Source organism: Geodermatophilus sp. SYSU D01036 (assembly GCF_054050435.1).
The window spans coordinates 50,083-68,453 of sequence record NZ_JBJGZJ010000023.1 but is presented as its reverse complement, the minus strand read 5'-3'; the positions used below and the strand labels follow the sequence as shown (position 1 = coordinate 68,453).

Here is an 18,371-nt window from a genome sequence, read left to right as displayed (position 1 = left end):
CCCCCCCCCCCCCCCCCCCCCCCCCCCCCCCCCCCCCCCCCCCCCCCCCCCCCCCCCCCGCCCCCCCCCCCCCCCCCCCCCCCCCCCCGGCGGCGGCGACCGCGTCGGTCATCTGCAGCAGGGTGTCGACCGCCGCGGCGGCGGCCGCGTCGGCGTCCCCGGCGGCGAAGGCCGCGGCGAGCGCCGGGGCGCGCCCGGCCAGGGCGAGGTCGTGCAGCGCGGCCAGGACGCCGGCGGGGGTCCGCCGGCGCGCCGGCAGGGCCCCGATGGCACGGAGCGCCGCGTCGGACGCGCCCAGCGCGACGGCGACCCGCTCGTACAGCGGCGAGTCCCCGGCGACGGCCTCCCCGAACCGCCGGGACGCCGCTGCCGGGCCGCGGGACCTGCTCCCGGGCGCGGCGCCTCCCGACGTCGGCTCCGGCACCCGGGCGACCCTAGCCGGACGACGGCCCTGTACCGGCGACCCGAGCCCCTGCGACCGCGGGCCTTGGTCCCTGGTCCGGCCGCGGGCCCGGGACGACGGTGGCGGCGACGGCAGCCGGGACGACGGCCGGAGGTGGGGGCCATGGACGTGGTGGTGGTCTACGAGAGCGTGTTCGGGATGACGCACGACATCGCCGACGCCGTCGCCGAGGGCGTGGCCGAGGTGCGGCCGGACGCGCGTGTGGCGTGCCTGCGCGTCGGCGAGGCCACACCCGAGCGGATCGGCACGCCGGACCTGCTCGTCGTCGGCGGTCCGACGCACATGCGGGGCATGTCCTCGTCGATGACCCGCCGCATGGCGGTCTCCATCGAGGAGAAGGCCGACCGCGGCGAGGCTGAGCACCAGGGGCACGGCCTGGAGCCCGAGATCGAGGGCCCCGGCCTGCGCGACTGGTTCCACCGGTTGCCCAGGGCGCGCGGGGGCCAGGTGGCCGCGGCCTTCGACACCCGGGGGCCCCAGGGGCGCGTCGTCGGCGGCGCGGCGCACGGCATCGCCCGCCGGCTCGAGCGGCACGGCTACGCGCTGGTCGCCGAGCCCGAGGGGTGGATCGTCGAGGGGGACGCCGGCCGGTTGCGCCCCGGGGAGCGGGAGCGGGCCCGGGCCTGGGCCGCGGACCTCACCCGCCGGGCGGCGCAGGCCACCGCCCCGTCCCGCTAGTGGCCGGCGCAGCCACCCGGCCGGGGCGGACCGTCGCGGGCGTGGGGACGGGGGCCCCGTGAAGCGGGGCCGCGGGGGCGCCACGGTCCTCGACCTGCCGGCGAGCAGACGCGAGACGCCGAACCTCATCGACCTCATCTGGTGGCGGCACTGGGTCTACGGCCTGGTCGAGGTCGACGTCACCACGCCGCGCGCCCTGCTGCGGGAGTACGAGCTCCGGTCGGGCGAGCAGGTGTCCTTCACCGGGTACCTGGCCTACTGCGTGGGGCGCGCCGTGGGGCAGGACAGGACGGTCCACGCCCTGCGCAAGGGCCGCCGCCGCTTGGTGGTCCTCGACGACGTCGACGTCCTGGTCATGGTCGAGCGCCCCGTGGGCGACGTCCGCGTCCCCACCGGGCACGTCGTCCGGCGGACCGACCGCCGGCCCTTCCTGGAGATCAGCCGCGAGATCCGGGACGTGCAGGCCCGGCCGGCCTCCGGCACCAAGGGGATGCCCCCGCTGCTCCACCGGCTGATGCTGCTCCCGGGCCCGCTCGCCAGGCCGGTGGGCGCTCTGCTGCGGTCCGCCGCGCGACGCGACCCGGAACGGCTGGCCGGCACGGGCGGGACCGTGGGCCTCTCGGCCGTCGGCATGTTCGGCCGGCACAGCGGCTGGGCGCTGGCACCGAACGGCCACACCCTCGACCTGCTCGTGGGCGGCATCGCCCGCAAGCCGGTGGTCGTGGGGGACCGGATCGAGGCGCGGGAGGTCCTGAGCCTCACCGTCGCCTTCGACCACGACGTGGTGGACGGCGCCCCCGCCGCACGCTTCGTCGAGCGACTGGTGGACCACGTCGAGAGCGGCGCGGGCCTGCCCGGCGCGCCCGCGGGTCCGCCTCCCGCTGCGGACACGGACCGACAGGCGCCCGCGCACCCCCCGCTGCCCGCCGACGAGGTCGCCGCGCCGACGCCGGCCGAGGACGGTCCCGCCGCGCGTCGGGCTTGACCCTGGACCCGGGTCACAGGCCTAGCGTCGCGGGCATGACAGCGACAGCCGTCCGCGGGCTCCGCGTCGCCGAGCTGGCGTCCGCGGCGGGGGTCCCGACGGACACCGTCCGCTACTACGAGCGCGTCGGCCTGCTGCCCGAGCCGGAGCGGACCGCGGCGGGCTACCGCAGCTACGACGCCGGCGCCGTCGACCGGCTGCACTTCATCCGCGGCGCCCAGCGACTGGGCCTGCGGCTGTCCGACATCCGCGACCTGCTGGCCGTGCGCGACACCGGGACGTGTCCCTGCGAGCCGGCCGAGCAGCTGCTGCGCCGGCGCCTGGACGAGGTCGACGCCGAGATCGCCCGCCTCGTGACCCTCCGCGCGGAGATGCGGGCCATGGCCGACGCCCTGCCCTCGGCGCAGTGCCCGCCTCCCAGCCCCGGCACCTGGTGCCCGCCCGCGAGGGGAGGTGACGAACCGTGAGCGACCCGATCGAGGACGACTGCTGCGACGAGACGTGCGACTGCTGCTGACGCCGCGCGCCTGACGCGAGGGCCACCGGGCCCGGGACCGGTGCGCTCTCCCCAGCGAGGCGATCTCTCGCTCGTCGACAACTGTCTATCGACATTCGATGGATGATGCGCGAGAGTCGATGTATGTCACGTGTGCACCGGGTGGTCGTGCCCCTGCGGGTCCTGCTGGTCGTCGTGTTCGCCGCGCTCGCCGCCGCCCAGGTCTGGGCCGTGCCGGAGCTGGTGTCCGACGTCGCCGACCCGTCGCGGGAGCAGACGGCGATGGGCTGGGTCATGTGGACGGTCCTGGTGCTCGCGCTCGTGTGCGTCCAGGTCGTCATCGTCTGCACCTGGCAGCTGCTGACGCTGGTCACGGCCGACCGCATCTTCAGCGCGAGCTCGCAGCCGTGGGTGGACGCGATCGTCGGCGCGATGGCCGCCGGGTGGCTGATGCTGCTCGGCGCCTTCGTCTGCGCCTACTACTTCGTCGTCGACGAGGTCAGCGACGACCCCGTGCTCCCCGCGCTGCTGATCGTGCTGCTGCTGGTCGGCGCCGTGGTCGGGCTGCTCATGGTGGTGATGCGGGCGCTGCTGCGGCAGGCCACCGTGCTGCGCAGCGACATGGAAGCGGTCATCTGATGCCCATCGTCGTGCGTCTGGACGTCGAGCTGGCCCGGCGGAAGATGAGCGTGGGCGAGTTCGCCGAGCGGGTCGGGCTCACCCCGGCGAACGTCGCGGTGCTCAAGAACGGCCGGGCCAAGGCGGTCCGCTTCAGCACCCTCGAGGCGATGTGCCGGGTGCTCGACTGCCAGCCCGGCGACATCCTCGAGTGGGTGCCCGACGGGCAGGAGGCGTCGCAGCCGGCGCCCGAGGCGTCCCGGTGATCGAGGTCCGCGGCCTGACCAAGCGCTACGGCGACGTCCTCGCGGTCGACGACCTGAGCTTCGACGTCGCGCCCGGGACGGTGACCGGCTTCCTCGGCCCCAACGGGGCGGGCAAGTCGACGACGATGCGGATGGTCCTCGGCCTGGACCGCCCCACCGCGGGGACGGCGCTGGTCGGCGGCCGGCGGTTCGCGGAGCTGGCCGAGCCGCTGCGCGAGGTCGGCGCGCTGCTCGACCCCGGCGCCGTCCACCCCGGGCGCACCGGGCGCGACCACCTCCGCGTGGCCGCCCGGACCAACGGCATCCCGGCGCGCCGTGTCGACGAGGTGCTCGGGCAGGTCGGGCTGGAGCGCGCCGCGCGCCGCCGCGTCCGCGCGTACTCCCTCGGCATGCGCCAGCGGCTGGGCATCGCGGCCGCGCTGCTCGGCGACCCCCGCGTGCTGCTGTTCGACGAGCCGGTCAACGGGCTGGACCTCGACGGCGTGCGCTGGATCCGCGGCCTGCTGCGCGGGCTCGCCGACGAGGGCCGCACCGTGCTGGTCTCCAGCCACCTGCTCGGCGAGGTGCAGGCGATCGCCGACCGGCTGGTCGTCATCGGCCGCGGCCGCCTCGTCGCCGACGTCACCACCGACGAGCTCCTGCGGGGGCCGGGCCGGCCCCGGGTCCGCGTCCGCAGCCCGCAGCCGGAGGTGCTGGCGGCGCTGCTCCGGCGGCACGGCCTCTCCGTCGAGCCGGCCGGGGGAGCGGAGCTGCAGGTCGAGGGCGGCACCGCCGCGCAGGTGGGCGACCTCGCCGCGGCCTCCGGCGTCCCGCTGCACCACCTGTCCGAGGCGGCCGCCTCGCTGGAGGAGGCCTACCTCGCGCTGACCGGCGAGGCCGTCGAGCACGCCGGCCGGCCGGTCGCGGCGGCGCCGGAGGGGGCACGGTGACCGGGCAGGTGACGACCGGGCGCCTGCTCGTCCGCACCGCCGCCGCCGAGTGGACCCGGCTGTGGACCGTCCGCGCCACCTGGTGGTGCCTGGCGGCCGCCGCCGGGACGATGGCCGGCATCGCCGCCGTCGCCGGCTCGGAGGCGGCCGCGGACCCGCCGTCGGGGAGCGGCGCCTGGGCGGCGGCGGCCGTGCCGGTGCTGCCCGCGCAGTTCGCGCTGCTCACGCTGGTCCTGCTGGCGGTCACGTCCGACCACGCCACCGGTGGGATCGTCCCGACGCTGCAGTGGACGCCGCGCCGCGGGGTCCTCATGGCGGCGCGCACGCTGGTGCCGGTCGCCGTCGCCACCGTCCTCGGGGTGGCGATCGCGCTGCTCAGCGCGATGGCCGCCTTCGCCGCGCCGCACCCGGAGATCACCCTGTCCTGGGACGACGGGCCGGGCGTGCTCGCCGACGTCGCCCTCGTGCTCGCGGCCGGCACCGCCCTCGCCGCCGGGCTCGGCTTCCTGCTGCGCAGCACGGCCGGTGCCCTCGTCGCCGCCTTCCTCCTGCTCCTCGTGCTGCCGCTGCTGCTCCCGGCGGTCGGTGCGGGCTGGTCGGCGGCGGTCGCCGAGGTGCTGCCCGGGTCCGGGGCGGCGTTCCTCCTGCTCGGCGGGGACGTGCCGGGGATGACGCGGGCGACGTCGGTCGCCGTGCTGCTCGCCTGGGCCGCCGGCGCGCTGCTGCTCGGCCTCCTGCGCCTCGTCCGCACCGACGCCGACCGGTGAGCGGCCCCGACACCGCCGACGTGCTCGTCGTCGGCGCCGGGCTGGCCGGCCTGCACACCGCGACGCTGCTCGCCCACCGCGGCCACGACGTGCTGCTGGCCGACCGGCGGCGGCGCCTGGACGGCGCGATCCGCACCACGGGCATCTTCGTCCGCAAGACGCTCGACGACTTCGCGCTGCCGCCGGACTGCCTCGGCCCGCCGATCCGGCGCGTGGTCCTGTACCCGCCCGACCGGCGCCGGCCGGTGGTCCTGGACAGCGACCGCGACGAGTACCGCGTGGGCGACGTGGGCGCGCTCTACCTGGCCGCCGCCCGCGAGGCGGCCGATGCCGGCGTCCGGCTCGCCCTCGCCACCCGCTACGCCGGGCGCGCGGACGGCGTGTCCCTGCTGGCCCGCCCGCACGGGGTCGCGCGCGTGCGGGCGCGGTTCGTCGTCGGCGCGGACGGCGCCCGGTCCGCCGTCGCCCGCGACCTCGGCCTGGACCGCAACACGCACCTGCTGGTCGGCGCCGAGGAGGTGTTCCCGGTCACGGACGGCGGGGGACCGCCGACGTTCCACTGCGTGCTCGACCCCTCGCTGGCCCCCGGCTACCTGGCCTGGGTGGTCGACGACGGCCGGCACGCCCACGTCGGCGTCGCCGGGTACGCCGCCCGCTTCCCGGACGGCGTGCGCGCGGCGCTGCGGCGGTTCGCCACGGCGGCGCCGGGCCTGCCCGTGGGCCGGCCGGGCGAGGTGGAGCGGCGCGGCGGCCCGATCCCCGTCGGCGGCCTGCTGCGCCGGATCGGCTGCGCGGACGGGCTGCTCGTGGGGGACGCCGCGGGCGCGGTCTCCCCGCTCACCGCCGGCGGTCTCGACCCGTGCCTGCGGCTGTCCCGGCACGCCGCCGACGTCCTCGACGACGCGCTGCGGACCGGCCGGGCCGATGCGCTGCGGCACTACGACGGCGCCGCGCTGCGCGCCGCGTTCCGCGGCCGGCTGCTGCTGCGCCGGGGGCTGGCCGCGGTGCGCACCCCGGCGACGGCGGCGGCCGCCTTCGGGGTGCTGCGCACGGCACCCGGGCGCGCCGCGGCACGCCGCGTGCTCTTCGTGGACCGCTCGTTCCCCGACCCCGCGCGACGTACCGTCTCCTGAGGCCGGTCGTCCCCGCAGCGGGCGTCCGGCGGCCGGGGGGACCGGCCACCGGACGACGAGGGGGAGAGGACCGATGCGCCCGACGGGCGACCTGCTGGGCGGCCGCTACCGGCTGGACTCCGTGCTCGCCAGCGGCGGGATGGGACGGGTCTGGCGGGGGCACGACACGCTGCTCGACCGGCCGGTCGCGGTGAAGGTCCTGCGCAGCGAGTACACCGGCGATCCGTCCTTCCTGCAGCGCTTCCGCGCGGAGGCGCGGCACGCCGCGCTGCTGACCGACCCGCACATCGCCGCGGTGCACGACTACGGCGAGACGGTCAGCCCGGACGGCGAGCCGCTGGCCTACCTGGTCATGGAGCTGGTGGCCGGGGAGCCGCTGTCGGCGGTCATCGCGCGCACCGGCGGGCTGGACGCGACGGAGACGCTGCGGATCGTGCGGCAGGCCGCCGCCGGGCTGGCGACGGCGCACGCCGCCGGCGTGATCCACCGGGACGTCAAGCCGGGCAACCTGCTCGTCAGGCCGGACGGCGGGGTGAAGATCACCGACTTCGGGATCGCCTTCTCGGCGTCGTCGGTGCCCATGACCCAGACCGGGCAGGTGATGGGCACCGCCCAGTACATCTCCCCGGAGCAGGTGCAGGGCGCGAAGGCCTCGCCCGCCAGCGACGTCTACGGCCTCGGCGTCGTCGCCCACCAGTGCCTCACGGGGCGGGTGCCCTTCGACGCCGAGAGCCCGGTGCAGGTGCTCCTCATGCACGTCCAGCAGCCGCCGCCGCCGCTGCCGGCCGACGTGCCGCCGGACGTCCGCGCCCTGGTCGCGCGGGCGATGGCCAAGGACCCGGCCGCCCGCTTCCCCGACGGCGCCGCCCTGCGCGACGCCGCCGACGCGGTGCTGACCGGCCGGCCGGCACCGAGCGCGTCGTCGGCCACCCTCGTCCTCCCCGTCGCGGCCGCGCAGCAGACGACCGTCCTCCCGGCCGACGCCTCGGCGCCCGTCGACGTCCCCGGGGAGGCGCCGCGGCGCCGCCGGCTGCTCGCCGGCGCCCTCGCGCTGCTCGTCCTCGCCCTCGCCGGGGTGGCGGTCGTCCTCGGCACCCGCGGGGACCCGTCGTCCTCCGCGGCGCCGTCGTCCTCCCCGTCCGCGTCGCAGCCGGTGACCTCGTCCTCGGCCCCGCCGCCGTCCGCCCCGACGACGACCGAGCCCGCGCCGCCGCCGACGGTCGACGTCGTCGCCGCCGCCCTCGTCGGGCGCCCCTTCCCCGACGTCCAGGCGGAGCTGGCCGCGCTCGGGCTCCAGGTGCAGCCGGGCACGGTCGTCACCGGCGACGTCCCGGAGGGGCAGGTGGTCGCCGTCGACCCGGCCGGCCCGGTCGTGGTGGGGTCGGCGGTCACCGTCACCTACGCCACCCCGCCCCCGGTGCAGGACGAGGGCGGCGGCGAGGACGAGGGCGGGGACGACGACGGCCGCGGCAACGGCAACGGCAACGGCCGCGGGAACGGCAACGGCGGCGGCGACGACTGACCGCCCCGGGCCTCAGAGCACGGACAGGCCGTACATCTCCCCGAGCGGGTCGGCGATCAGCTCGATGCGGGCGCCGTCGGGGTCGCGGAAGTAGACCGAGACGCCGCTGTGCACCTCGTGCGGCACCCCGGCGTCGGTGAGCCGCCGCACCAGCTCGTGCCAGCGCTCGGGCTCGACGCTGATGGCCATGTGGTGCAGCCCGCCGAGCACCTCGGCGTAGGGGCCGACGTCGAGGCCGGGGAAGTCGAAGAACGCGAGCAGGTTGCCGTTGCCGATGTCGAAGAAGAAGTGCGAGGAGCCGGGGTAGTCCCGGTTCTCGACCAGCTCGGTCAGCGGGAAGCCGAGGACGTCCTGGTAGAAGCGCACGGTCCGCTCGACGTCGCTGCTGATCAGCGCGGTGTGGTGCAGGCCGCGGGCGGTCGAGGGTGGGCGCTCCCCGGCCGGCCTCAGGTGCTCGGCGCGGAGGCGGGCGCGCTCGGCCTCCAGGGCCGTCAGGTCGCGGGTCTCGGTCATCTCGGGTCTCACCTCGGGTCGTCGGGGATCGGGTGGTCGGCGGCCGGCGCCAGCCCGAACTGTGCCCTGCGGTCGGCGGGGACGAGGTCCAGGTCGTCCGGGTGCCGCCGGATGTATCCCCGGATGAACGGGCAGAACGGCAGGACCCGCGCACCCGCCTCCCGGGCGGCGTCGAGGGCGCCGCGGGCGAGCACGGAGCCCAGCCCTCGGCCCTCGAAGGCGGGGTCGACGACGGTGTGGGTGAACGACAGCGCCGACGCCGTCCGCCGGTACTCCGCGTAGCCGGCCACCGCACCGTCCACGAGGACCTCGAAGCGGCTGGCCGCCGTGTCGTCGACGACCACCGGTGCACTGTCGGTCACGGGCCTGTCGGTCACGGGTCTCCTCCGTTCGTCCCGGGGATGATCGCGCATCCGGGCCGGGCGCGGTCCCCCTGCGCCTGCGCCGCCGCCGGGACGCGCCGCGGGGTTGAGCCGAAACGGCGTCGTCGTGCGGTTTCGGCACATCCCCACGCCCGCGTGAGCGCGGAACGGTCGACATGTGGGCGGTTGGAGGAGCCGGTCACCGTCCGTGTCGGAGGCCTTCGCAACGATCCGCTCACGCCGTGTCACGTGCGCGTTCCGCGGGGCGCCGCGGCGGGCCCCGCGCCCCTACGTTTCTGCCATCCGCTCCGCCCTCACCCGGCGGGCGCGGGCGCCGTCGCGCTTCCCCCGCGGCGGTCCCATGGACGGGATGAACGGTGGAACCAGTGGCACTCCGCAGCAGTGAGATCAGGGTCGACGGCCAGGCACGCCTGGGCTGGTGGCTCGTCGTCGACGACGGGCAGGGACGCGACCGCCTCGTCGACGGTCCCTTCCCCGACCGGTCGGAGGCGGCCTGGGCCGCCTCCATGCACGCCGGCGACGCCCGGCCGGTCTACGGCGTCCTGCGACCCGACGGCGGCCTGCACCGCCGGCCCTCCCCGCAGGAGCTGGCCTGGCTGGGCCACCTCGGCGACCAGCTCGACCGGCTGCCCGCGGACTGGGACGCCGAGCTGTCCGACGAGGACCCGCTGGCCACCCTGGTCGTCGAGGTCACCGCCGCGCTCACCGAGGCCGGCCTGCCGCTGTGGGACGCCGCCGGTGACGGCGCCGCGCTCGGCGGGGCCTGCGTCAGCGCCGAGCCGGCCCTCGACGGCGTCGTCGTCGGCTGGCGGCAGCACGACCGGATGAGCGTCGAGCAGGTGCACGGGCTGGTCGCCGACATCTCGGTGCAGGCCGTCATGAACCGCGCGCTCGCCGACGTGCTGTGGCTGCGCGGCCTCGACGTCACGCCGCTCGGCGAGGAGGCCGGCGGGCACGTCGTCCGCCACCCCGAGTAGGCGCCGCACGCGCCACCCAGCACGCCCTCCCGGGACGCCGTCGACACCGACGGCGTCCCGGTGTCGTTCCCGGGTCCCGCCGTCCGTGGGACCCCCGTGGCAGGCTCCGGGCGACCCGGGACCCCGAGGACGGAGGCGGACGTGCCCCGGGCCGAGTTCAGCGAGGGACCGCACGAGGAGCGGCACCGCGACGGGTCCCTGCGCGCCCGCGGGCAGGTCGTCGGCGGGCAGCCCGACGGCTACCGGGAGTGGTCCCGCCTCGACGGACGACGCTGCGCTCCGGGTGGTTCGACCGCGGCCGCCCGACCGGTGAGTGGACCACCCGCGACGGCAGCGGCGCGCCGTACAGGACGACCACCCGGGGCTGACCCGCGCCGACACGCCGCCGTCCGGGGTCACCGACCGGCCGCCGGCGCCGTCCACGCGGGGGGCCGCACCGCGAGTCGACAAGACGCCGTCGGTTGCACACGGTCACCACCCCCGCGGACGGGCTCGCACAACGATCACGTGACGCCGCCCGGGGAGCCGTGTCCAGCAGGGGCTCCGCGGGGCGCGCGGGCCCGATGCTCTCGGTGTCCCCGGCACTTCCCCGGCCGGGACGACGTCCTGGAGGAACACCGTGAGCGCGCCCACCCTGCCGGCCCCCCGCCGGACCTCCTCGTCCCCGGTCCCGTCCGGGGACGGGCTCGGCATCGCCGACCTGCTCGACCTGCTCGGCCTCGAGTCCGACACCCCGACCACCCTCGACCCGCCCCTCCCCGGCGACCCCGCCGACCACGTGCCGGTGGACCCGGTGGCGGTCGTGCGCGGCTGGGTGCGACGGGCGGCCGACTGGGGCGCCGGCCCGCAGCGGTCCTGGTGCGCCTGGTGATGACCGCCGTCCTGGTCTGGCCGGCCGTCGCCGTCCTCGGGTTCCTCGCGATGGCCGGGCTGGTCGTCGCGCTCGGCCGCAGCTCAACGGCCCGCTACGAGTTCGAGCGCAACGACGCGGGCCGGCGGCAGCCGCCCGCCGACCCGCCCGCGGTGGCCGCGGCGGGCGCCGACGACACCGTCCCCGTCCTGCTGAAGACCCCGGTGCCGGCCCTGCCGACCGGCGGCGGCGAGGCCGCCGCGGCCGGCGCCGTCGCCACGGTCACCCCGGCCCGCACCGCCGTGGGGCTGGCGACCCACCCCGCCGGGCGGCGCAGCGGCTCGGCCGGCGCGCCGACGGCGTGGTGGCTGGCCGACGGGACCGGGGAGCGGCCCGTCGCGCTCGCCGGGCCCTTCGACGACCGGGTGGAGGCCGACTGGGCGGCCGTGGCCTGCGAGCTCGACGGCGCGGTCCGCACCGTGCACGGCGTGCTCCGAGAGGACGGCACCGTCGCCCGGCGGCCCTCGCCGCAGGACCGGGCGTGGCTGACCGAGCTCGGCACCCAGCTCGACCGGCTGCCCGAGGACTGGGACGAGCTGCTCACCGACGAGGACGCGCTGACCACGCTGGTCGTGGAGGTCGCCGCCGCGCTGGTCGAGGCCGGCCTGTCGCTGCACGACTGCTCGGCCACCGACCCGGGGACCGCCGCGGCCGGCGGGGTGTGCCTGACCCCGGAGACCACCCACGGCGGGGTCCTGGTGAGCTGGCGCCAGCACGACCGGATGAGCCTGCAGCAGGTCCGCGGCGCCGCGCTGGACACGGCCGTGCAGCGGACCATGAACGCGCTGCTCGCCGACGTGCTCGTGCAGTTCGGCTTCGTCGTCGACCCGTTCGGCCCCGACGGCTGCTCCCTGGTCACCGCGATCCGCACCCACCCGCTCGGGGGGTGACCGGCGGGTAGCGGGTCGAGTCCGTCCGGAACCGCGCCGACCTCCCGGGCATGGCCGAGTCGACGACGACCCGCCCCCGCCGCCGCGGGGTCCCGCTGTGGTGCCACCTCACGGCGCTGGTGACCGTCCCGCTCGTCGGGGTCGGCGTGCTCACCGCGCTCATCGCCGGCGCGCGCTCGGCCGAGGTGGCCAGCGCGACCCGCGCGGAGGACGGGATCCGGGCGTTCGCCCAGCTCGACGCGCTGCGGACGGCCGCCGAGCAGGAGGTCCTGCCGGCGCTGGCGCTGACGGTGATCGACGACCCGGCGGCGGCCGCGCAGCTCGGCGTGCAGCCGTGGCTGCTGACCGGGATGCGCGGCACCGCCGAGCAGGCCCTCACCGAGCGCCGCGCGGTCACCGACCGGGCGCTGGCCGCGGTGCCCGCGGGCTCCCTGGGGTCGGGGGTCGCCGGCCGGGCGGCCGAGGCCCTGGCCTGGTGGCGGGCCCGCACCGACAGCGGCGGCGTGCGCCTCGAGCAGGTCTACCTGGGCTACCTCGACCTCTCCAACGAGATCATGACCGCCGAGCGCGCCGCCGCCTCGGCCGCCGTCTCCGAGGGGGTGCCGGCGGCCACCGTGCGCGCGGTCCAGGACGTCCAGACCGTCGCCCGGCTCGCGCAGGACGCCAGCCGGCAGATGCCGCTCTACCTCGGCTCGCTGTTCGCGGCCGACACCGCGCTCATCGGCTCCCGCCTGGCGTGGGAGACCGGCTGGCTGTCCTACACCGACGCGAAGCGGCAGATGGACGAGCTGTCCCAGGGCTCGCTGCGGCGGGCGTGGGAGGAGGTCCGCGACTCCGACCTCGTCACCGGCCTCGACCGGCTGCTCACCCCGTCCGACACCCCGCACGCCGCCTACGCGGCCGACGTCACCGGCATGGCCGAGCTGCTGTTCAGCAGCGGGGACCGCGACGCCCGGCTCGCCGGGCTGGTCGACACCGCGGTCGGCACGGTGCTGGAGCTGGCCGCGGCCGACCGCGAGGAGGCCGCCGCCGACCTGCGCACCACGCTGCAGGTCGGGGTCGGGCTGCTGCTGCTGTCCCTGGTGGGCGCGGTGTGGACCGGCCGCACCGTGTCGCGCGAGCTGGGCGTGCTGGCCGGCCAGGCCACCCGGATCAGCGAGGGCGAGCTCGTGGAGGTCGAGGTCGCCGGCCCGCGCGAGGTCCGGACCGTGTCCGCCGCCCTCGGGGACGCCGTCGCCGGGCTGCGCCGCATCCAGGACCAGGCCCGGGCCGTGGCCCGCGGCGACCTCGACGACGCGCTGCTCGACCGGCCCCTGCCCGGCCCGCTCGGCGAGGTCGTGCACGCCTCGATCCAGCAGATCGTCTCCTCGGTGCGCCAGCGGGAGGAACTGCAGTCCGCCCTCGCCCACCGTGCCACCCACGACCCGCTCACCGAGCTGCCCAACCGGGCCCAGGCGCTGACCCTGGTCACCTCGGCGCTGCACCGCGCCCGCCGCTCCGGGGAGATGACCGGCCTGCTGTTCGTCGACCTCGACGGCTTCAAGGCGGTCAACGACGCCCACGGCCACGCCGCCGGCGACACGGTGCTGCGCGAGGTCGCCGCCCGGATGCGCGCGCTGGTCCGCGCCGGCGACGTCGTCTGCCGCCTGGGCGGGGACGAGTTCGTCGTCCTGGTCGAGCCGGTCGGGGCCGAGCGCGACCTGCAGGACCTCGCCGAGCGGCTGATCGCGGGCGTGAGCGCGCCGATCGCGGTGGGCGGTGTCGCGGTGCGGGTCGGCGCCAGCGTGGGCATCGCGGTCAGCCGGGACGGCGGCGCCGACGCCGACGTCCTGTTCGCCGAGGCCGACACCGCCGCCTACCGCGCCAAGCAGCGCGGCCGCGGCCGGGCGGAGGTCTTCGACGAGGCGCTGCGGCGGCAGCTCGCCGTCCGCGCCGGGACCGAGGCGGCGATCACCGCCGCGCTGGCCGATGGCGACATGCGGCTGCACTACCAGCCGGTGGTCGACGTCGACGGGCAGCGGCTGCACGGCTTCGAGGCGCTGGTGCGCTGGCAGCGCGACGGCGCGTTCGTCCCGCCGGACGAGTTCGTGCCGGTCGCGGAGAGCTCCGGCCTGGTCTGCGAGCTGGACCGGTGGGTGCTGCACGAGGCCACCCGGCAGCTGGCCGCCTGGCGGGCCGAGGTGCCGCCGGTGCCGGGCGCGCCGGAGCCGACGGTCGCGGTCAACGTCTCCGGGCGGCACCTCACCGACCCGCGCGTGGTCACCGACGTCACCGACGCCCTGGCCGCCTCGGGGCTGCCGGCGCGCCTGCTGGTCCTCGAGGTCACCGAGACCGTCCTGGTCGACGACCCGGTCGCCATGACCCACCTCGCGCAGCTGCGGGAGATGGGCGTGGCCATCGCGATCGACGACTTCGGCACCGGCTACACCTCGATCGGGCAGCTCCGGCACATGCCGGTCGACACGCTCAAGATCGACCGGAGTTTCGTCACCTCGCCCGACCCGGGGCAGCGGGAGCTCGTGGCGCTGGTCATCCGGGCCGCGCACACCTTCGGCCTCGACGTCGTGGCCGAGGGCGTGGAGGAGCCGGGGCAGCTCGAGCGGCTGCGCGAGCAGGACTGCGACCTCGCGCAGGGCTACCTCATCCACCGCCCGCTGCCGCCGGAGGCCGCCGGGGCGCTGCTCCGGTCGGCGCCGGTCGGCGTGCCCGCCCCGCGCGGCGACGGCGCGCCGCGGGCGGTGCCGGCCTCCTGACCGGGCGCGCGGCCCCGTTGACCGCGGGGTCGCCGCCGGGGAGCCTCGCTGTCACGATGCCTGCCGCCGCCCGCCCGCGCCGCCCGGCCGCCGGCGTGCTGCTGGTGGCGGGGGTGCTGGCGGGCGGGTGCACCGCCGTCGTCCCCGGCACGGCGTCCCCGACGGGGACGGCGACCACCGACGCCACCGACGTCGAGGTGCGGGTGCACCTGGCCGAGGAGGGCGACCCGGCCGACCGGGTGGCGCGCAACGCGGTGGCCGACGTCCTCGCCTGGTGGGAGCGGACCTACCCGGAGGTGTTCGGCGGGCGGTTCGGGGGGATCGAGGGCGGCTTCTGGTCGGTCGACCCGGCCGAGACCGACCCCGCCGCCCTGCCCGACGGCGCCTGCTTCCCCGACGACGTCGACGACCTCGCCGACAACGCCTTCTACTGCGGCGACGACGACGCCGTCGTGTACGACCGGGCCTGGCTGGCCGACCTGGTCGGGGACTACGGCCCCTTCATCGTCGCCGAGATCATGGCGCACGAGATCAGCCACGCCGTCCAGGCGCAGGCCGGGCTGGACGACCCCTCGATCGTCGCCGAGACGCAGGCCGAGTGCTTCGCCGGCGCGTGGACGAAGTGGGTGGTCACCGGCCGGTCCGAGCACTTCGCGGTGCGGCCCAAGGAGCTCGACCCCTACCTGCTCGGCTACCTGTACTTCGGCGACGCCGTCGGCACCCCGCCCGACGCGGAGGACGCGCACGGGTCGCTGTTCGACCAGCTGTCGGCCTTCCAGGAGGGCTACGCCGACGGCGCGGAGGCCTGCGCCGCCTTCGACGAGTCCCGGCTGTACACCCAGCAGGAGGTCTCCCCGCGCCCGGGCGGGCACGACCGGTCCTACCGCGCCGTGGTCGACGGCGCCGACGACGTGCTGGCCGGCTTCTGGCAGCAGGCCCTGACCCGCGGCTTCCCGGGCACCGACCCGCTCGGCGGCCCGTTCGCCGCGCCCGAGGTCCGGGCCGCCGACGGCCCGGGCGCGGTGTGCACCGGCGAGGGCGCCGAGCTGGACCTGCAGTTCTGCCCCGAGGACGGGTCGGTCCGCTACGACGCGGCCGACCTGCTCGAGCCGGCCTTCGCCGACGTCGGCGACTTCGCCGTGACGACGCTGCTCGGCCTGCCCTACGCGATGGCCGTCCGCGAGCAGCGCGGGCTGTCGGTGGACGACCCCGAGGCGGTGACCAGCGCGGTGTGCGCCACCGGCTGGCTGGCCCGCGAGGCGTACCTCGGCGCGCTCGACGGCGCGCCGGTGGCGCTCGCGCCCGGGGACGTCGACGAGGCGGCGGTGGTGCTGCTGCAGTACGCCACCGAGCCGACCGTCGTCCCGGAGCCGGAGCTGTCCGGCTTCGAGCTGGTCGACTCCTTCCGGCAGGGCTTCGCCGACGGCGGCGACGCCTGCGGGCTCTAGGGCGCGTCCTCCCGGTCGGCGTCGAGGAAGTCCTCGACCACCGGCGCCAGCTCGTCGGCCTCGGTGACCAGCGCCAGGTGGCCGCCGCGGTACACGTGCAGCCGGGCGTCGGGGATGAGCCGGGCCATGACCCGGGCGTTGACCAGCGGGACGATCGGGTCGTCGTCGCCGGCCACCACCAGCGTCGGCTGCCGGACCAGGGAGAGGAACGGCAGGCTGCTCCAGCCCGAGCTCGCGGCCAGCTGGTAGTAGTAGCCGCGTCCCGGCCCCGTGCGCTCGTGCGCGTGCAGCGCCCGCGCGGCCCGCTCGGGGTCGGTGCGCACCGAGCCGCCGTAGATGACCGGGGCGATCCGCCGGGCGTACTCGGCGTCGCGGTGCCGCCGCGGCGTGAGCATGTGCGAGAGCACCCGCGGCGAGCCGGGCACCATCAGCGCGCCGGTGCCGGTGGCCGCGAGCACCAGCCGGCGGCAGCGGCGGCGGTGCTGGACGGCGAAGTGCTGCGCCAGGCCGCCGCCCCAGGACAGGCCCAGGACGTCGACCGGCCCGTCGTGGCCCAGCCGGCGCAGCACCCCGGCCACCACCGGCGTCAGCGTGCCCAGCACGTAGGGGACGACCGGCCGCGGGGACCCGCCCACGCCCGGGACGTCGAACCGGACGACGGTGCGCCGCGGGTCGAGCGCGTCGACGAAGGGCTGCAGCACCTCCAGGCTCGCGCCGATGCCGTTCATGAGCAGCAGCGGCGGCGTCGTGCCGTCGCCGGGCCGCTCGGCCACCCGCAGGGTGCGGCCGAGCACGGTCAGCGTGCGGACGGACTCACTTCTCGAGGACATAGGTCCCAGGAGCGTCCCCCAGGACCGGCAGTTCCGCACTCCCGAGCGACTCCGGCGCGGGCACCTCGTCCCCCGACCGCTCGCCCAGCCAGGCCATGAAGTCCGGCCACCAGGAGCCCTTCTCCTTCGTCGCCCGGGACAGCCACTCCTCCGGGTCGGCCGGGGTGTCCGGCGCCACCTGGAACGTCGACTTCGGGTTGCCCGGCGGGTTGACCAGCGAGGCGATGTGGCCGTTGGTGGACAGCACGAACCGGCTCTCCCCGCCGAGCAGCTGGGTGGTGCGGTAGCAGGCCTGCCAGGGGCAGAGGTGGTCGGCGATCCCGGCGGTGACGTAGGCGTCGACGTCGACGGCGGACAGGTCCACCGGCGTGCCGAGCATCGTGGCCGCGCCCGGCCCGGTGAGGGAGTTGCCGACCGCGACCTCGATGAAGTCCCGGTGCAGCGCCGCGCTCATCCGGGTGGTGTCGGCGTTCCAGAAGAGGATGTCGAAGGCGGCCGGTGGCTTGCCCTGCAGGTAGTTGTTGACCCAGTAGTTCCACACCAGGTCGTTGGGGCGCAGCCAGGCGAACACCTCGGCGAGCATCGCGCCGTCGAGGTAGCCCTTCCGGCGGGACTTCTCCGTCGCCTCCCGCACCGCCTCGGGGTCCATCAGGGCCGACACCGTGCCGGCCCGCGCCCAGTCGAGGACGGTGACGGCGAAGCTGGCGGCGGCCACCCGGTCCAGCCGGCCGGTGGCGGCGAGGTGGGCCAGCACCATCGCGGTGATGATCCCGCCGGAGCAGAACGCCTGGAGGGCCACCCGCTCGCTGCCGGTGACGCGCTGCGCGGCGTCCATCGCGTCCAGGACGGCCCGGCCGTACGTGTCCAGCCCCCAGTCGGCGTGCCGCTCGTCGGGGTTGCGCCAGCTGATCATGAAGACCTGCTGGCCGGCGGCCACGTAGTGCTCGACGATGCTGCGGCCGGGCGCGAGGTCGGTGATGTAGTACTTGTTGATCGTCGGCGGCACCATCAGCAGCGGGACGGCGCGGACGGTCTCCGTCGTCGGCCGGTACTGGATCAGCTCGAACACGTCGGTCCGCAGGACGACGGCGCCCGGGGTGACCGCGAGGTCCTCGCCCACGGTGAAGGCGTCGGGCTCGACCATCGAGGGCACCCGCGGCGGGGACACCAGGTCCGAGACCATCCGGCGCAGCCCGCTGACCGCGTTGCGGCCGCCGGTGTCGATGACCGCCTTGAGCGCCAGCGGGTTGAGGAACGGGACGTTGGACGGCGCCAGCGCGTCGACGACGTTGGTCATCGTGAAGCGGATCCGCTCGTCGTCCTGCCAGTCGAGGTCGGCGTCCTCGACCAGGCGCGCGGCGGCCTGCGCGGCGGCGATGTGCGCCTGCATGGTCCGCCGGAGGAACGGGTTGCCGGTCCAGGCGGGGTCGGCGAAGCGGCGGTCCTTCGGCGAGGGGGCGACCTCCGAGCGGCCCACCGCGATCCGGCCCAGCTCGCGCACCAGGTCCCCGCCGGTCCGGACGACGGTCTCGGGCCGGCGCGCCAGCGACGCACCGAACCGGGCGACCGTCCGGGCCGGCGGGACCATCCGCCGCAGCGGCCCGCGGGCGCCGTCGACCAGCACCATGTCCAGGCCGGTGACCGCCTCGGACGCCTCCGGGGAGGAGGGCTGGCCCCCGTCGGGGGCCGCGGCGGGACGCGGACGGGGCGGGGCGGACGGGCGCGGGGCGGTGGTGGTCATCCCGGCTCCTCGGGTCTTGAGGCCTCCTGTGACCCCAGTCACTCAACCACAGGAGGCGTCCCGCGGCAG

19 protein-coding genes are annotated in these 18,371 nt (G+C 77.1%); 14 read left to right on the top strand and 5 right to left on the bottom strand.

Going from position 1 to position 18,371, the window contains the following annotated elements; genetic code table 11:
- The coding region (locus tag ACI8AR_RS19305) for a DUF2332 family protein (protein ID WP_457052428.1) at positions 1-424 on the bottom strand (424 nt) is incomplete at its 3' end.
- A 141-nt stretch (positions 425-565) separates the two neighbouring features.
- Between ACI8AR_RS19305 and ACI8AR_RS19300 the strand changes: the two genes are divergently transcribed.
- The 9 genes from ACI8AR_RS19300 to ACI8AR_RS19260 all read left to right on the top strand — a co-directional run bounded on the left by ACI8AR_RS19300 (position 566) and on the right by ACI8AR_RS19260 (position 7,857).
- Complete coding sequence (locus tag ACI8AR_RS19300; RefSeq protein ID WP_457052427.1) at positions 566-1,141, top strand: flavodoxin family protein; 576 nt, start codon at positions 566-568, stop codon at positions 1,139-1,141.
- A 58-nt stretch (positions 1,142-1,199) separates the two neighbouring features.
- Entirely contained in the window at positions 1,200-2,126 is a 927-nt protein-coding gene (locus ACI8AR_RS19295) for a 2-oxo acid dehydrogenase subunit E2 (protein WP_457052426.1), read from the top strand.
- 35 nt (positions 2,127-2,161) lie between these two features.
- Complete coding sequence (locus ACI8AR_RS19290) at positions 2,162-2,593, top strand: heavy metal-responsive transcriptional regulator (RefSeq protein WP_457052425.1); 432 nt, start codon at positions 2,162-2,164, stop codon at positions 2,591-2,593.
- Positions 2,594-2,766: 173 nt separating this feature from the next.
- Positions 2,767-3,261 carry a DUF2975 domain-containing protein gene (locus tag ACI8AR_RS19285; RefSeq protein WP_457052424.1) on the top strand — a complete coding sequence of 165 codons (495 nt, stop codon included), beginning with the start codon at positions 2,767-2,769 and terminating at the stop codon, positions 3,259-3,261.
- Positions 3,261-3,506 (top strand): helix-turn-helix domain-containing protein, encoded by a 246-nt coding sequence (locus ACI8AR_RS19280; RefSeq protein ID WP_457052423.1) that lies wholly within the window; start codon positions 3,261-3,263, stop codon positions 3,504-3,506. Before ACI8AR_RS19285 ends, ACI8AR_RS19280 begins: the two co-directional genes overlap by 1 nt.
- On the top strand, positions 3,503-4,435 hold the full coding sequence (locus ACI8AR_RS19275) for an ABC transporter ATP-binding protein (RefSeq protein WP_457052422.1): 933 nt from the start codon (positions 3,503-3,505) through the stop codon (positions 4,433-4,435). The genes ACI8AR_RS19280 and ACI8AR_RS19275 overlap by 4 nt, the downstream gene beginning before the upstream one ends.
- Positions 4,432-5,202: a hypothetical protein gene (locus tag ACI8AR_RS19270; RefSeq protein ID WP_457052421.1), complete on the top strand. Its 771-nt coding sequence runs from the start codon at positions 4,432-4,434 to the stop codon at positions 5,200-5,202. Before ACI8AR_RS19275 ends, ACI8AR_RS19270 begins: the two co-directional genes overlap by 4 nt.
- On the top strand, positions 5,199-6,335 hold the full coding sequence (locus ACI8AR_RS19265; RefSeq protein WP_457052420.1) for an FAD-dependent oxidoreductase: 1,137 nt from the start codon (positions 5,199-5,201) through the stop codon (positions 6,333-6,335). The genes ACI8AR_RS19270 and ACI8AR_RS19265 overlap by 4 nt, the downstream gene beginning before the upstream one ends.
- Before the next feature lie 73 nt (positions 6,336-6,408).
- Entirely contained in the window at positions 6,409-7,857 is a 1,449-nt protein-coding gene (locus ACI8AR_RS19260) for a protein kinase domain-containing protein (protein ID WP_457052419.1), read from the top strand.
- A 12-nt stretch (positions 7,858-7,869) separates the two neighbouring features.
- On the opposite strand, the gene ACI8AR_RS19255 is transcribed toward ACI8AR_RS19260, so the two are convergent.
- The gene (locus ACI8AR_RS19255; RefSeq protein ID WP_457052418.1) at positions 7,870-8,370 is read right to left on the bottom strand and encodes a VOC family protein; all 501 of its coding nucleotides are present in this window, start codon (positions 8,368-8,370) and stop codon (positions 7,870-7,872) included.
- An 8-nt stretch (positions 8,371-8,378) separates the two neighbouring features.
- Positions 8,379-8,783: a GNAT family N-acetyltransferase gene (locus ACI8AR_RS19250; RefSeq protein WP_457052417.1), complete on the bottom strand. Its 405-nt coding sequence runs from the start codon at positions 8,781-8,783 to the stop codon at positions 8,379-8,381.
- 335 nt (positions 8,784-9,118) lie between these two features.
- On the opposite strand from ACI8AR_RS19250, the gene ACI8AR_RS19245 reads away from it, so the two are divergent.
- The 5 genes from ACI8AR_RS19245 (at position 9,119) to ACI8AR_RS19225 (ending at position 15,731) form a co-directional block, all read left to right on the top strand.
- The gene (locus tag ACI8AR_RS19245) at positions 9,119-9,730 is read left to right on the top strand and encodes a hypothetical protein (protein ID WP_456927531.1); all 612 of its coding nucleotides are present in this window, start codon (positions 9,119-9,121) and stop codon (positions 9,728-9,730) included.
- A gap of 619 nt (positions 9,731-10,349) precedes the next feature.
- Entirely contained in the window at positions 10,350-10,601 is a 252-nt protein-coding gene (locus ACI8AR_RS19240; RefSeq protein WP_457052416.1) for a hypothetical protein, read from the top strand.
- Positions 10,601-11,530, top strand: a complete 930-nt coding sequence (locus ACI8AR_RS19235; protein WP_457052415.1) for a hypothetical protein — start codon at positions 10,601-10,603, stop codon at positions 11,528-11,530. Before ACI8AR_RS19240 ends, ACI8AR_RS19235 begins: the two co-directional genes overlap by 1 nt.
- 50 nt (positions 11,531-11,580) lie before the next feature.
- Positions 11,581-14,283, top strand: a complete 2,703-nt coding sequence (locus tag ACI8AR_RS19230; protein WP_457052414.1) for a putative bifunctional diguanylate cyclase/phosphodiesterase — start codon at positions 11,581-11,583, stop codon at positions 14,281-14,283.
- Positions 14,284-14,339: 56 nt separating this feature from the next.
- On the top strand, positions 14,340-15,731 hold the full coding sequence (locus ACI8AR_RS19225; RefSeq protein ID WP_457052413.1) for a neutral zinc metallopeptidase: 1,392 nt from the start codon (positions 14,340-14,342) through the stop codon (positions 15,729-15,731).
- On the opposite strand, the gene phaZ is transcribed toward ACI8AR_RS19225, so the two are convergent.
- Both phaZ and ACI8AR_RS19215 read right to left on the bottom strand, forming a co-directional pair.
- Positions 15,728-16,561, bottom strand: a complete 834-nt coding sequence (gene phaZ, locus ACI8AR_RS19220) for a poly(3-hydroxyalkanoate) depolymerase (RefSeq protein WP_457052412.1) — start codon at positions 16,559-16,561, stop codon at positions 15,728-15,730. The two genes, ACI8AR_RS19225 and phaZ, sit on opposite strands and share 4 nt — an antisense overlap.
- Positions 16,545-18,302 (bottom strand): PHA/PHB synthase family protein, encoded by a 1,758-nt coding sequence (locus ACI8AR_RS19215; protein WP_457052411.1) that lies wholly within the window; start codon positions 18,300-18,302, stop codon positions 16,545-16,547. The genes phaZ and ACI8AR_RS19215 overlap by 17 nt, the downstream gene beginning before the upstream one ends.
- Positions 18,303-18,371 lie beyond the last annotated feature (69 nt).